The 15,613-nt window shown below is 33.6% G+C and carries 9 protein-coding genes and 1 rRNA gene; 9 read left to right on the forward strand and 1 reads right to left on the reverse strand.

The window, feature by feature from the left end; translation table 11 throughout:
• Positions 1–4 precede the first annotated feature (4 nt).
• The 6 genes from mnmG (at position 5) to LV89_RS21330 (ending at position 10,274) form a co-directional block, all read left to right on the forward strand.
• Positions 5–1,867: a tRNA uridine-5-carboxymethylaminomethyl(34) synthesis enzyme MnmG gene (mnmG, locus tag LV89_RS21305; RefSeq protein ID WP_109744953.1), complete on the forward strand. Its 1,863-nt coding sequence runs from the start codon at positions 5–7 to the stop codon at positions 1,865–1,867.
• Between the two features lie 96 nt (positions 1,868–1,963).
• Positions 1,964–2,848, forward strand: coding sequence for a class I SAM-dependent methyltransferase (locus tag LV89_RS21310; RefSeq protein WP_109744954.1), 885 nt, complete (start codon positions 1,964–1,966; stop codon positions 2,846–2,848).
• Positions 2,849–3,028: 180 nt separating this feature from the next.
• Entirely contained in the window at positions 3,029–4,663 is a 1,635-nt protein-coding gene (locus LV89_RS21315) for an Ig-like domain-containing domain (RefSeq protein ID WP_109744955.1), read from the forward strand.
• 464 nt (positions 4,664–5,127) lie between these two features.
• On the forward strand, positions 5,128–6,960 hold the full coding sequence (locus tag LV89_RS21320; RefSeq protein ID WP_229201571.1) for a tetratricopeptide repeat protein: 1,833 nt from the start codon (positions 5,128–5,130) through the stop codon (positions 6,958–6,960).
• 149 nt (positions 6,961–7,109) lie between these two features.
• Positions 7,110–8,231 carry a hypothetical protein gene (locus tag LV89_RS21325; protein ID WP_109744957.1) on the forward strand — a complete coding sequence of 374 codons (1,122 nt, stop codon included), beginning with the start codon at positions 7,110–7,112 and terminating at the stop codon, positions 8,229–8,231.
• A 270-nt stretch (positions 8,232–8,501) separates the two neighbouring features.
• Positions 8,502–10,274: an AMP-dependent synthetase/ligase gene (locus LV89_RS21330; RefSeq protein ID WP_109744958.1), complete on the forward strand. Its 1,773-nt coding sequence runs from the start codon at positions 8,502–8,504 to the stop codon at positions 10,272–10,274.
• Positions 10,275–10,351: 77 nt separating this feature from the next.
• On the opposite strand, the gene thrC is transcribed toward LV89_RS21330, so the two are convergent.
• Positions 10,352–11,656 (reverse strand): threonine synthase, encoded by a 1,305-nt coding sequence (gene thrC / locus LV89_RS21335; protein WP_109744959.1) that lies wholly within the window; start codon positions 11,654–11,656, stop codon positions 10,352–10,354.
• A gap of 153 nt (positions 11,657–11,809) precedes the next feature.
• Here thrC and LV89_RS21340 point away from each other — a divergent pair, with 153 nt between their 5' ends.
• From LV89_RS21340 to LV89_RS21350, 3 genes are all read left to right on the forward strand, one after another.
• Positions 11,810–12,787, forward strand: coding sequence for a ComEA family DNA-binding protein (locus tag LV89_RS21340; RefSeq protein ID WP_109744960.1), 978 nt, complete (start codon positions 11,810–11,812; stop codon positions 12,785–12,787).
• Between the two features lie 605 nt (positions 12,788–13,392).
• Positions 13,393–15,021 (forward strand): L-glutamate gamma-semialdehyde dehydrogenase, encoded by a 1,629-nt coding sequence (pruA, locus tag LV89_RS21345; protein ID WP_109744961.1) that lies wholly within the window; start codon positions 13,393–13,395, stop codon positions 15,019–15,021.
• Between the two features lie 468 nt (positions 15,022–15,489).
• Positions 15,490–15,613 (forward strand): 16S ribosomal RNA (locus tag LV89_RS21350); the annotation flags it as partial.

Here is a 15,613-nt window from a genome sequence, read left to right on the forward strand (position 1 = left end):
AAATATGTACAAAGAATATGATGTAATAGTAGTAGGAGCAGGACACGCTGGTTGTGAAGCAGCACATTCAGCAGCACAAATGGGTTCAAAAGTATTGTTGGTTACAATGAATATGAATACCATCGCACAAATGTCTTGTAATCCTGCAATGGGTGGAGTGGCAAAAGGACAGATTGTAAGAGAGGTTGATGCACTTGGTGGAATGTCTGGAATTATTTCAGATAAAACCATGATTCAATTTAGAATGTTAAATCGCTCAAAAGGACCTGCGATGTGGTCTCCAAGATGTCAATCGGATAGAATGAGATTTGCAGAAGAATGGAGAATGGCATTGGAGCAAAATCAAAATGTGGATTTTTGGCAAGAAATGGTATCAGGACTACTCATTGAAGACAATAAAGTAGTAGGAGTGAAGACACAGATGAATATTGAGTTTAAAGCTAAATCCGTAGTATTGACAAACGGAACATTTTTAAATGGCTTAATTCATATTGGTGAAAAAAACTTTGGGGGAGGTAGAACTTCGGAGGCACGTTCAACAGGGATTACTGAACAATTAGTAAGCATCGGTTTTGAAGCAGGTAGAATGAAAACAGGAACACCTCCAAGAGTTGATGGAAGAAGCTTAGATTACTCAAAAATGGAAGAGCAGAAAGGAGATGAAAATCCAAGTAAGTTTTCTTATTTAGAAACTGAGAATTTAAAAAGCCAAAGAAGCTGTTGGATAACTTACACAAATCAAGAAGTACATGATGTTTTAAAAACAGGATTTGATAAATCTCCGATGTTTGCGGGTAGAATAAAAGGACTTGGTCCGAGATACTGTCCATCAGTAGAAGATAAAATAAATCGTTTTGCTGATAAAGACCGTCACCAAATATTCGTTGAACCAGAAGGATGGAATACTGTGGAAATGTATATCAACGGTTTTTCAACATCATTACCAGAAGATGTACAATATGAAGCATTAAAGAAAATTCCAGGTTTTGAAAATGTAAGAATGTTCAGACCGGGTTATGCAATAGAATACGATTTCTTTCCGCCAACGCAATTGAAATCTACATTAGAAACTAAATTGGTTGAAAACTTATTTTTCGCTGGACAAATCAATGGAACAACAGGTTATGAAGAAGCAGCGTGTCAAGGATTAATGGCTGGGATAAATGCTCACCAAAAAGCACAAGGATTAGAAGAGTTTGTTTTAAATCGTTCGGAAGCATACATAGGAGTGTTGATAGATGACTTAATTAATAAAGGTACTGATGAACCATACCGTATGTTTACCTCAAGAGCTGAGTATAGAACATTATTAAGACAAGATAACGCAGATATTAGACTAACGGAGAAAGGATATAAGATTGGTCTGGCATCAGAAGAAAGATTAAATAATGTTAGAACTAAAATCGAAAAATCTGCTGAACTGATAGAAAAGTTGAAAGTTGTGAAAGTTTCGCCAAAAGAAGTAAATGAAAAACTTCAAGCTTTGGGAACGGCAGAATTAAGAGAAAAGGTATCGTTGTGGAGTCTGTTAAGAAGACCCAATATCGAAATCAAAGATTTGAGAACTCTGACAGATGATGTGGAAAATCTTTTCGCAGAATATAAAGAAGAAGTTTTAGAACAAGCAGAAATTAATGTGAAATATGAAAGCTATATTGAAAAGGAACAATTGATGGTAAATAAACTTCAAAGGTTAGAACATCTCAATATTCCTGAAGATTTTGATTATATGCAATTAAAAACAATCTCGATTGAAGGTCGTCAAAAATTAACCAAGATAAGACCACAAACGATAGGACAGGCGTCAAGAATCAGTGGTGTGTCGGTTTCAGATGTTTCAGTTTTAATGTTGTACATGGGAAGATAAAATTGAAGTAAATTGGAAGACCTGCAAGAAATAAAACCTTGCAGGTCTTTTTTTGTATCTTTGTTAAAAATTAAAAGAAGCTTATAATTTACAAAAATGGAAGAATTAAAGAATTGCCCTGTTTGTCAAAATAACACGTTTGTAGAATTTTTAAAAGTTCAAGATTTTACGGTAAGTCAAGAAAAATTTTCGATACAAGAATGTAAAAGTTGTGGCTTCAAGTTTACAAATCCAAGACCAGAAATAGCTAAAATAGGAGACTACTACAAAGCTGAATCTTATATCTCACATACAAATACTTCAAAAGGGTTAATTTCTAAATTGTATCATTCAGTTAGAAAATACACTTTAAAGGGTAAACTAAATTTAATTAATTCGCTAATTCCTCAAAAAGGTAAATTATTAGATGTAGGATGCGGGACTGGAATGTTTTTGAATGTATGTAGAGAAGACGGTTGGAAAGTAAATGGCATTGAACCTGATAACGGAGCAAGACAAATTGCGGAAGAAATAAATAAAGCAACCATAAAAACAGAAATATTAAGTTCATTCCAAAATGAAACTTTTGATATAATAACCATGTGGCACGTACTCGAACACGTACACCTATTAAATGAAACGGTTGATTGGTTAAAAGAAAGATTAAGCGACAAAGGATATTTAATTATTGCTGTCCCAAATCATGAATCCAAAGATGCAGAAATTTATCAAGAGCATTGGGCAGCTTATGATGTACCAAGACATTTATATCATTTCTCACAGAAAAGTATAAAGCAGTTATTTGAACAAAAAGGATTCTCGTTGAAAGAAACTTTACCGATGAAGTTCGATTCCTTTTATGTTTCAATGCTTAGTACAAAATATCAATCTGGAAGTATAAATTATATCAAGGCTTTTATTGATGGATTAAAGTCTAATCTCAATGCAGGAGGTAATCACGGAAATTACTCAAGCCTAATCTATATTTTTAAGAAAGATTAACTTTAATAACATACTTTTCCACAACCCTCAATGGTTATTAACTATTGAGGGTTTATTTTTGTATATACCCGAAGATTTCTATAAACCGAGATTTTTTATCAAATTTGAATAAAAGAGTAATTCCAAAATTGTTTCACGGAAAGTAACATTGATTTTCCACAAAGTTTTCAACATATCAACATGAGATTAAAACACATAGTATTAATAAGTTTTTTAGGATTAGTAATTTCAGAAATGCTTTTGAGTTGTGCCCAAATTGTAGCACCAACAGGAGGGAAAAAAGATACGCTCGCACCAGTTTTAGTAAAAGTTTTTCCACAAAATCAATCAAAGAATTTTAATGGGAAACAAATCGAATTACAATTTGACGAATATGTGAGTGTCGATAATATCCAACAACAATTATCAATTACCCCAAACTTGGAAGGAACTTATGAAACTAAAATCTTACCAAAAGGAGCAAGACTAACTTTCGATAAACCTTTCAAAGCAAATACAACTTACAGTTTTAATTTCAGAAATACTTTTAAAGATATGAATGAGAGAAATCCTGCGAAAAATATTAGATTGGTTTTTAGTACAGGAAATATAATCGATTCTTTGAAAGTGAGTGGAAAAGTAATTAACCCGCTTGATAAAAAACCGATGATGGATGTAAGCGTTGGTCTTTATGTTTATACAGATACCTTAAATCCTAAAAAAATAAAACCCTACTATTTTATGAAAACGGATAGTTCGGGAAAATTTAATATTGAAAATATCGCAGCAGGAAAATATCGTATTTATGCCATAACAGATAATAATAGCAATCTACTTTATGATGAAGCGAAAGAATTGATGGGATTTGTAAAAGATACAATCGACTTGAAAAACAATGTGGATAACTTGGAAATAAAAATGGCTAAAATGGATAAAACGCTTACTAAAGTTCTAAAAAGCCGAAATACAGCTAATTATTATCTAATTGAATATAATAGAGGAATAAAAAATGTGAAAATAGACTTCAATAATCAAAAAGATAGCTTGGTTTATCAACAAGTGGATAATAGAAATATTAGAATTTTCAATACAATCAATAATTCTACGGATACAATTAAGGTAAAAATCTCGGTGACAGATTCATTAGAGAGAGTTTTTACGCATGACCAAAAAGTAAAATTTAAGGTGAAAAGTAAAAAAGATGATGGCGTTAAAGATGAATTTTCAATGAAAATAAAACCTTCCAATAATGAAGATATAGATTTGAAAGAAGTAGGCTACGCATTTACATTTACAAAACCGATAAAAAGTTTCGACCTCAATAAATTAGTTTTTGAAAATGATACCATTGTAAAAGTGCCAATTACCGAAAAAAATATTAGTTGGAATAAGGAAAGAACCGAAATGAAAATTTTGGTTGATGCCAAAAAGCCAAAAGAATTGGTGAGGGTAAAAATGCAAAAAGGAACATTTATTTCAGTGGAAAATGATACAACTAATAATGCACTTTCAATTCACCCGATACGAGATGTGGAAAATTATGGTACAATTGCTGGGGAAATCAAAAACCCGAAAAAGAAAAATTTTATCGTTCAATTACTTGATGAAAAATATGAGGTGGTTCAAAAACTGGACAACATTTCAAAGTACGAATTCACCTTTGTAAAAGCGGGTATTTATTATGTGAGATTAATTGTGGATGAAAATCGAAACGCTCGTTGGGATAGTGGAGATGTAGAAAAAAATATTCTTCCCGAAGAAACACAAATCACGAAGGACAAAATAAAACTGAAGCAAAATTTTGAGCTGACAGGCTACGATTTCACCATTGAATAATATAATAGGTATATGATTTCAAATAAAAAATAGAATCCCGAAATTTCTTTTGTGGATAAGCATGGAAAAATGAAGAAAACCAAGAGGCGGGAAAGTGGATAAGGTATGGTTTTTGAACAAAAAAAGTGTGGATATTTTTGAAGGCATTGTGGATTTTAAAATAGCTCGAAATGGAACGTGGAAAAGTATTCGATTTATCACGACTCAAAATACAATTTCACCACACAATGAAGTAGCTGTGGACAACGTTGATAAAATCATAATACTTATACACAAATATGTGATTCAATATTAAAAGTATTTAAAATCAAATAGTTATGTGTTGATAACTCAATTTTAACTGTGGATAAAAAATAAGTTTTAGTATATATTCCGTGAAAAATAAGTTTCACAAACTTAATCCACATATTCACAGTATAATAGATATAGTAGTTTTCTTCTTTTTAAATTTTAAATAAAAAAAAATGATTTATTATAATATAATGTTGTTGAAAACTTTTTTGAAAAATTTTGGATTCGCTCTTTTGCTGATTTTGTCTTTTGGAGCTTTTGCTCAAGATGCCGAATTGGGTATGGAATATTTGAAGGCAGGTGAATATGAAAAGGCAAAAACTATTTTTCAAAAATTGGCAAAGAATAAAGAAACCGCAAAAGTTATTCACAAGCCATATTTACAAACATTGATAAAATTGAAAGAATGGGAAGAAGCTGAAAAATTTGCAAAGAAGGAAATCAAGTCTTCTGATGGAAATGCAAAATATATTACAGACTATGCGAGGTTATTGGAGTTGACTGAAAAAAAAGAAGAAGCCCAAAAACAGTACAACTTAGCAATTGAAAAAGTAAAATCTGATGATAATGCTTTAATGGAGTTGGTGACTGAATTTTCCCAAAATCAACAATTTGAATTGGCAATTCAGACGATTGAAAAAACAAGAGAATTTTTTAAATCAGAAGATAAGTTCGCAGTCCAATTGGCAAAGTTGTATCGTATTGAAGGCAAAATTCCGCAAATGATTGAAGAGTACCTCAAGTTTGGGTTAGTATCTGAAAATAAAGAAATGGTTCAGTCCATTCTTCAAGATGAACTTAAAGATGAGAAGGAAATAGAACAATTAGAAAAAGTGCTTTATACTAAAGTTCAAAAGTACCCCGACGAAGTCTATTATAATGAGGTATTGATTTGGCACTTAATACAAAAGAAAGAAATTTATAAAGCATTTGTTCAAGCAAGAGCCTTGGATAGAAGATACAGAAAAGAAGGAATTCAAGTAACAGATTTAGGCTTTTTAGCTCATCAAAATAAAGATTACGTTAACTCAGGAAAGATTTTTGAATATTTGATAAAAGAATATCCACGTCATCAAAATTATTCACTTTGGCGACGAATGTTGATAAATGCGAAAGAAGAGGTTATCAAGAGTGTATATCCCATCAATTTGGACGACATTCGCCTCTTGATTACCGAATATTCTAAAATGTTACAAGAGTTGGGAACAAACCAAAAAACACTTGAAGCGGTAAGAAGTAAAGGTTTACTTTATGCGTTTTACCTAAATGAAAAAGATACGGCAATAACGGTGTTGGAGTCGGCAATAAAAATGGCAAATGGCGACCAACAGTTTATCGATCGATGCAAATTAGATTTAGGAGATATTTACTTGCTAAAATCTGAGCCTTGGGAAGCAACACTGATTTACTCACAAGTTGAAAAATCAGAGAAGGATAGCCCACTTGGTTATGATGCCAAATTGAGAAATGCCAAATTAGCGTATTTTCGAGGAGACTTTGAATTGTCGAAAGAAGTGTTGGATATTTTGAAACAAGCCACAACCAGAGAAATTGCCAACGATGCTATGGAGTTAAGTTTGTTGATTCAAGAAAATACAGGAACAGATAGTACAGAACAAGCCATGAAAGCTTATTCAAATGCTGAACTCTTACTATTTCAACATCGAAATGAAGAAGCAATCTCAAATTTGAACGCAATGGAGAAAACTTTTAAAGGCGACCCACTCGAAGATGAAATTATTTATCTAAGAGCCATGACGTACTTAAAACAAGGTGATGTGGAAAAAGGGGTAAAAGATTTGGAAACAATTATCCAAAAATTCCCGATTGAGTTGAAAGGCGATGACGCAACTTACCATTTGGCAAAGACTTACCAAGAAAAACTCAATCAGCATGCAAAAGCAATGAAATTGTATCAGGAATTGTTGACAAAATATCCAGGAAGTATTTATGGAGCTGAAGCAAGAAAAAGATTTAGAAATTTAAGAGGGGATACAATAAACTAATTAACATTTTCGTAATAAATTCAAACCGCAGGTTTTCAAACTTGCGGTTTTTTGTTGATAACCCAATCCTAAAACTGCATGATAAAAATTTACTTGTAAAACATTGATTGAATTTTAGGAATTATCCACATTCAAGTAAATTTATCCACATGAAAAGCCCATTATTATCATTCCTGATTATTTTTTCGTTGATAAACCACTCATATAGTCAACAAAAAAACGCTAAGAAGATTTTTGCCTGTAATTATTTTGGAAGAAATATCTCGCCACAAGAGATTTGTCCACAAATGCAAGGATTTGTTTCTGATAGCCATGCCGAACAAGTGATTGGACAGTTCGCCAAGAAAATGGGGCAGGTACAAAGCAAGTTCAGAGTTATGCAATGCTCAAATACCGATAACTGTTTTGCTACGGTCATTGAAGGACAACCATATATTATTTATGATAACGCTTTTTTGAATAGAGTAGAAGAGACAACTCGTACCGACTGGGCAGCAGTTTCGATTTTAGCACACGAAATTGGACATCACGCCAACTTTCATACGATTGATGGAACAGGAAGTCGTCCAGATAAAGAATTGGAAGCAGATTATTTCTCAGGATTTTGGTTACACGAAATGGGAGCGAACCTTGCACAGTCACAAGAAGCAATGAAACATTTTCAAGGAGAGTTTGTTACAACAACTCACCCTCCACGCTCTCAGAGATTAGATGCCATTGAAAAAGGCTGGAAAGAAGCAGAAAGTCTTCATCCGAAGTTATCCACAATTCCACAAAAATTACCAACAAACGCTCCGCCACGAACAGAAAGTAAAGTAGTTATTCAACCAGAAACGAAAGTTTATCAACGTAAACCTGAAATTATCGAGAATAATATTGAAATCGAGAATATATCAACCATAACTAAAACAGGATGTATTGCTGGAGATTGTTCAAATGGAGACGGTTACTATGTTCACCCAACGCAAGGAAGTTATAAAGGAGGTTGGAGAAATGGAAAACGAGACGGCTTCGGAACACATTATTACGCAAACGGTCAGAAAATGTATGTGGGAGAATATGTACTTGGAAAGCGACAAGGTAGCGGAACATATTATTTCCCAAATGGAGAACGATACGAAGGACAATTTATCAATGACAAAACCACTAAAAACGGAGAATTCATTTTAAGAGATGATGACGATAGGGCAGAAATACAGCTCTCCTATATTTTTTCAGATGGAAAAAAGGAAATAATAAAAATAATAAGTGAGGATGAGGAGGAAGATTAATGAAAGGCTCAGTCGAAAGACTGGGCTTTTTTGTTGAAATTTCAAAAAGAATAATTCTTAATGTTAAAAATCTTAATGGTTGTAAGTGTTTGATAGTCAGACTGTAAAGAGATTATAATAAAGATGAAAAATAAAAAAAGTGATAAATAATTATGCTTGCATACTATTTCATTTCAAGTAAAAGTATATATTTGCCAAATATATTTTAGAACTAAAAAAACTAAAATTTGTATTTAAAGAAGAAATTGTCAACATTGTATAAATCATTTTATGAAAAGTAACCCAAACATCACAAGAGTTTTTGATTTGCTGGAACATTGTGTTTTGCCAGTAAATAAAAATGACGCATTTGCCAATAAAGTAAACGGCGAATGGAAAAAGTATAGTGCTACCGAAGTAATTGAGATTGTTGATAAAGTAAGCATTGGGTTATTAAAATTAGGAGTTCAGAAAGATGATAAAATTGCCATTATTTCACCAAACAGACCCGAATGGAATTTTATAGAATTAGGTGTACAACAATTGGGAGCAGTGTCTGTTCCGATGTATCCAACTATTACCATTGAAGACTATCGTTACATTTTCAGTGATGCGGAGGTAAAATTCATATTTGTTGCGGATTCAAATTTATTGAATAAGGTAAAACAGGCAACAGAATCATTGGAAGGTATCCAAGGAATTTACACATTTGATAAAATTAAAGGAGCAAATAATTGGTCAGAAGTTACGGACTTAGCTAATGGTGAGGATAATGCTCAACTCCAACCATATAAGGATGCAGTAAAGCCAGAAGATTTATTAACGTTAATTTATACTTCTGGAACAACAGGACAACCTAAAGGTGTAATGTTGACCCATGACAATATTGTTTCAAATATTGATGGATTGGTTGAAGCAAAGGCTTTGGATTTACTTCCTGAGGATAAAGCTTTAAGTTTTCTACCTTTATGTCACATCTACGAGCGTACAGATATTTATGTGTACATGTACAATGGCGTTTCTATTTACTATGCTGAAAGTATGGAAACCATTGCGGATAATTTGAAAGAAGTAAAACCTCATGTTTTTGCTACCGTTCCAAGACTTTTAGAGAAAGTTTATGATAAAATTGTAGCCAAAGGGTACGAATTGTCGGGAATCAAAAAGCAATTATTCTTTTGGGCATTAAATTTAGGTCTGAAATACGACCCAATGAAACCAATGGGTTGGTGGTATGATACTCAATTGAAAATTGCCAGAAAACTCATTTTTAGCAAATGGCAGGAAGCTTTGGGCGGAAATATTAAATTGGTTGCTTCGGGTTCAGCAGCTCTTCAACCACGACTTTCACGCATTTTTTGGGCGGCGGGTATTCCAATCGCTGAAGGGTATGGACTTACAGAAACATCGCCAGTTATTTCAGCAAGTATTCTGACAGATTTTAGAATTGGTTGTGTAGGAACAATTCTGCCCAATGTTGAGCTTAAAATTGCTGAAGACGGTGAAATTTGTGTAAAAGGACCTTCAATTATGAAAGGTTACTATAAAAAGCCACAAGCCACTGCGGAGGCAATTGATGCAGATGGTTGGTTTCATACAGGAGATATAGGAGAACTTTCTGAAGGAAAATATTTGAAAATCACCGACCGTAAAAAAGAAATCTTTAAAACGTCAGGTGGAAAATACGTGGCACCTCAATTGGTAGAAAATAAATTGAAAGAATCAGTGCTTATTGAACAGGCAATTGTGGTAGGAGAAGGGCAAAAATTCCCATCAGCATTATTAGTACCAGAATTTAATGCCTTGAAAGATTGGTGTTCAAGAAGTGGAATCGAATATTCGGACGATGCTCAAATGATTAAAAATCCGAAAGTCAAAGAAAAATTTGACGAAGAGGTAAAAGGATTAATGAAAAACATTGCTCAATATGAACAGGTAAAGAAAGTAGAATTACTGCCATGTTTATTCACAATTGATAACGGAGAATTAACACCAACGCTAAAATTGAAACGAAAAGTTATTCACAGCAAGTATAAAAATTTAATTGAAGGAATGTATGAATAAACATTCTTGAGAAAAACGTATAAAAAAAAGCCGAAAGATTTAATCTCTCGGCTTTTTTTTAAGATTTTAAACACTTACTATTTCAACAAATAAGCTTTAAAATCCGCAAAGTCCTTCGTCATCAAAATAGATACCTTTTCTTTCGACAATAAAGCTGATAAACGCTCAGGGACTTCAACCGAAGTTCCTAAAGTATCTTCAACCACATCTAAAAATTTAGCATAATGTGCCGTTGATAATAAAACGCCTGCAACTTCTTCGTTTAACGTATCAGTATAAGATTTCAAACCTAAATAAGCAACCGCAGTGTGAGGACACATCACATATCCTGTACGGTCAAAAACGTCTTTCATTGCCTTACGAGTATCTGTATCATCACTAAAATCTCCTGTAATGTGTGTTACTACCTCTTGGTGTGCATCACCCGCCAACAAACGCATACGGATAAAGTTTGAAGGATTTCCCACATCCATGGCATTTGAAATGGTTTCTTGCGATGGTTTTGGCTGATAAATACCTGTTTTCAAATATTCTGGAACGACATTATTTACGTTTGTTGCTGCCACAAACATTTTCACTGGTAATCCCATTCTTTGAGCAATTAGTCCAGCTGAAAGGTTTCCAAAATTGCCACTTGGCACACAGAAAACAACAGGTTTGGTATTTCCAGCTCTTTTCAATTCTGCAAAAGCATTGAAATAATAGAAAGATTGAGGAATCAAACGACTAATATTAATCGAATTGGCAGAGGCTAAATTGAATTTTGAAGATAATTCTGAATCCAAAAACGCTGCTTTTACCAAAGCCTGACAATCATCAAATGTTCCGTCAACTTCTAAAGCCGTTACATTTTCTCCCAAAGTGGTTAATTGTTTCTCTTGAATGTCCGAAACTTTACCTGTTGGGTATAAAATTGTAACCTTAATTCCTGGAGTTTTATAAAATCCTTGGGCAACCGCACCACCTGTATCGCCAGAAGTAGCCACCAAAATATGAATATCTTTTTGAGATTTCTGTAAAAAATAGGACATTAACGAAGCCATGAATCTCGCTCCGAAATCCTTAAATGCCATTGAAGGTCCGTGAAATAACTCTAAAACGTAAGTGTCTTTTTCAATTTCTACAACGGGAGCATCAAAATCAATCGCACGATTTACAATCATTTTCAAATCCTCTTCCGAAATTTCGTCACCCAATAATGCTTTTGAAACCTCAAAAGCAATATCAGTTATCGACATTTTTTCAATGTTATCAAAAAATGAAGTTGGTAAGGTCGGAATTACATGAGGCATATATAAACCATTGTCAGGTGGTAATCCTCTGAAAACTGCCTCTTCCAATTGCACATCGGGACTTTGATGATTGGTGCTGTAAAGTATCATGTTGTAATTTTTTGGTTCAAAAAGAAATTTTGTGGATAATTCATGTCAGAATTTTGTAATCCACAGACACATAAATAATTAAAAAACACTAATTTAATGCCACAAAATTAATTTAAAACTGTTCGACAACCATCAAAAAAACAAAAAAACACCATGTTCAAAAAATTACGCTACTATCTACGTGACTATTTTGCCTTTAATAACACCGAAATAAAAGGCTTCATGTTTCTTATTATTCTCATTGTCATTTTTATAATCTCCATTTTTATTTTTGATTTTCTTCCTGATAAAACCTCCAATGCCAATACCATCGACCCAAAAAAAGTGGAGGAGATGATGGCAAAAATTGAAATCAAAGAATCGGCTAAAAAAGAAACATATCAAGACCGATTTAATAATCAGTATGAAAAATCGGACAAAGAATACGCTGAAAATCGTGTTTTCAAATTAGCTCCCTTCGACCCAAATGTTGCCTCGCAAGAACAATTAGAACAATTAGGTATTGCTTCATGGATGGCAAAAAGAATTATCAATTATCGTTCAAAAGGTGGGCAATTCCGTAAAAAGGAGGATTTACAAAGAATTTATGATTTTCCAACTGACCTTTATTCAAAATTAGAGCCATACATCACTTTGCCCGATAAAACAGGAAAACCGTTTCCTACAAATACAAAAACTGATTTTTCGGTTGAATCAAAACCTGTGGCAAGTTTACCAACTAAAGAATCTTTTAAACCAATTACCTTCGACTTAAATCGTGCTGACACCAATGATTTGAAAAAGATTAAAGGAATTGGCTCAAAACTTTCTGCGAGAATAATTAAATACCGAGATATGCTTGGCGGATTTTATTCAGAAAATCAAGTAAGAGAAGTTTACGGATTAGATTCAACCGTTGTGGATGAGGTTTTAAAATACGGAACAATTAAAAATCCACCGCTTCGCAAAATCAAAATCAACGAAGTCACTGGGGAGGAGTTTAAGCATTACTATATTCGTCCTTATGTTGCTAAGTCGGTTATTGCCTATCGACAACAACACGGTAATTTTTCGAGTCGTAAAGATTTTGAAAATATTAAATTGTTAGATGCCAAAACATTGGACAAGATATTCCCATATTTTGAATTTTGAGGTTCATTTCGTGGCTGGTCGAAGATATGATTTTGGTTTTTTGACTCATTTTATGGAAAGATTTTAAATATTAATTTTATGATAGTCAATATGTTCGAGTTTTTGCTTTCACCAGCCAAGGAAGGAGGTTTTTTATTGGATTGATAAGACTTTGTAAACTCTATTTTATGTTTAGGCAAATAGTAAGGGAGGAATTCTTACGTTTCTCCATTTTAGTAATTATACTATATTTTTTCACAGTGACAATATTCGGAATTGCGGTCTATTTCATTGTCTATATTTATTTAGTATACACAATTTTAAGAAGTATAAATTCTCTTAAAATAATATTAAGTAAACTCATTGGAATATTGTCCTGTACAATATTTTTCAGCATAATTTCTTATGTTTTTTTTAACAAAATAGTTTTTGCATTTTTACTTTATGGCTTATTAAGGGCATTGTTTTAACCCCCATATGGTTCTTTCCTTTTTCCTTCGTTGGTAGAATCCACTCCGTCCTGTGGATGGTGTTCGGTAGCACTGCTTCAAGTTTGTAACTTGGACAGATAAGTAACAATTCCACACAATTTGATTAATTTTACACCAAACTAAAAACTTCATCAAATGTCAACAGGATTCTTTAATGTCCCGAAACCTCAAAATGAGCCAATCAATTCTTACGCTCCAAATACGCCACAGCGTGAAGCCCTCAAAGCAAAATTGGCTGAAATGCGTAATTCCGTAGCAGATGTACCCATGTATATCGGTTCAAAAGAGGTAAGAACCAATAAAAAATTACCTTTAACTTGCCCACACGACCATCAGCATATTTTGGGTTATTATCACGAAGGTGATGAGTCTCATGTTCATCAAGCGATTGCCACGTCATTAGCTGCTCGTGAACAATGGGCAAATTTACCTTGGGAAAATCGTGTAGCTATTTTCTTAAAAGCCGCTGACCTTTCTGCCACAAAATACCGAATGGAGCTAAACGCTTCAACCATGTTAGGGCAATCAAAAAATGCCTACCAAGCTGAAATTGATTCCGCTTGTGAATGGATTGACTTCCTCCGTTTCAATGCTCATTTTGCTTCACAGATATATGCACAACAACCTGAATCTTCGGATGGCGTTTGGAATCGCCTCGAACATCGTCCCTTAGAAGGGTTTGTATTTGCCGTTACACCATTCAATTTCACCGCCATTGCAGGAAATCTACCCGCATCTGCCGCTCTAATGGGAAATGTTGTGGTTTGGAAACCATCTCCGCAACAAATTTATTCTGCCAATGTCTTAATGAAAGTCTTGAAAGAGGCAGGACTTCCAGATGGCGTAATTAATTTGATTTATACAGACGGACCAATGACTGGCGATATTGTTTTCAAACACCCTCAATTTGCAGGCGTTCACTTTACAGGAAGTACCAAAGTATTTCAACACATTTGGAAAACCATTGGAGAAAATATTCACCTTTATAAAACCTATCCAAGAATCGTAGGAGAAACAGGAGGAAAAGATTTTATCATTGCTCATAAATCAGCAGACCCAAAAGCATTGGCAGTAGGTCTGGTAAGAGGTGCATTTGAATATCAAGGACAAAAATGTTCGGCGGCTTCTCGTGCATATATCCCAAGTAACCTTTGGAAAGAAACATCTGAATACGTTACTCAGTTTTTGAATGAGATTAAAATGGGTGGTACAGAAGACTTTTCAAATTTTGTAAATGCCGTAATTGATGAAAAAGCTTTTGACAAAATTGCGAATTATATCCAACAAGCTAAAGCTTCTGATAAAGTAGAAATCTTCGCAGGAGGAAATTTTGATAAATCGAAAGGGTATTTTATCGAACCAACGATTATTTTGACGCAAGACCCACGCTACACAACCATGTGTGAAGAAATCTTTGGACCGGTTCTTACAATATATGTTTACGATGAAGACAAATACGAAGAAACATTAGAACTTGTTGATTCAACTTCTGAATATGCCCTGACAGGAGCAGTTTTCTCACAAGACAGATATGCCTTAGAAATTGCCAATAAAAAACTCGTGAATGCAGCGGGTAATTTTTATATCAATGATAAACCAACAGGAGCCGTAGTAGGACAACAACCTTTTGGCGGAGCAAGGGCTTCAGGTACAAATGATAAAGCAGGTTCAATGCTTAATTTATTGAGATGGGTTTCTCCGAGAACAATCAAAGAGACATTCGTTTCACCAGTTGATTACAAATACCCATTTCTATCTGAATAAATAAGTAATTTAGTTTATTAGATATTCTCTCATATACACAAGGTCACGGATATAGAGATATTCGTGACTTTTGTGTTATAATTATTTTGATATATTTTTTAATTATTTTTTTATAGGGGGAAATGATTGATTTTATGGGTTAATTTTTTTGTTATTTTTTATTTGGTGTAAATATTTGGTTTTCAGGTTTTTGTATATTTTTTACAAATAATTTTCGGATATTTTTTCAAATATAATTTGTTGTTTTAAAATAAAAGGTGCAACTTTGCACTCCGAAACGACGGGGCGAGTATATAAAAAGGTTTATTTAGCCACATAGATTTTGACTGCTAGAGGTTAAAATTATAAGAGTTCTTTGAGATATTGATAGGAAGAGAGAATATTAACTTTATTCAAAAACAGGAGTTGTAGTTATGTTTCTTTATTAAAAAGAGAGCATGAAAGAGCAACTTCATTTTATAGATATTTACAATGGAGAGTTTGATCCTGGCTCAGGATGAACGCTAGCGGCAGGCCTAATACATGCAAGTCGAACGGTGTAGCAATACATAGTGGCGCACGGGTGCGTAACACGTATGCAACCTACCTTATA

Origin of the sequence: Arcicella aurantiaca, from assembly GCF_003148625.1 — a bacterium.
GTDB classification, from domain to species: domain Bacteria; phylum Bacteroidota; class Bacteroidia; order Cytophagales; family Spirosomataceae; genus Arcicella; species Arcicella aurantiaca.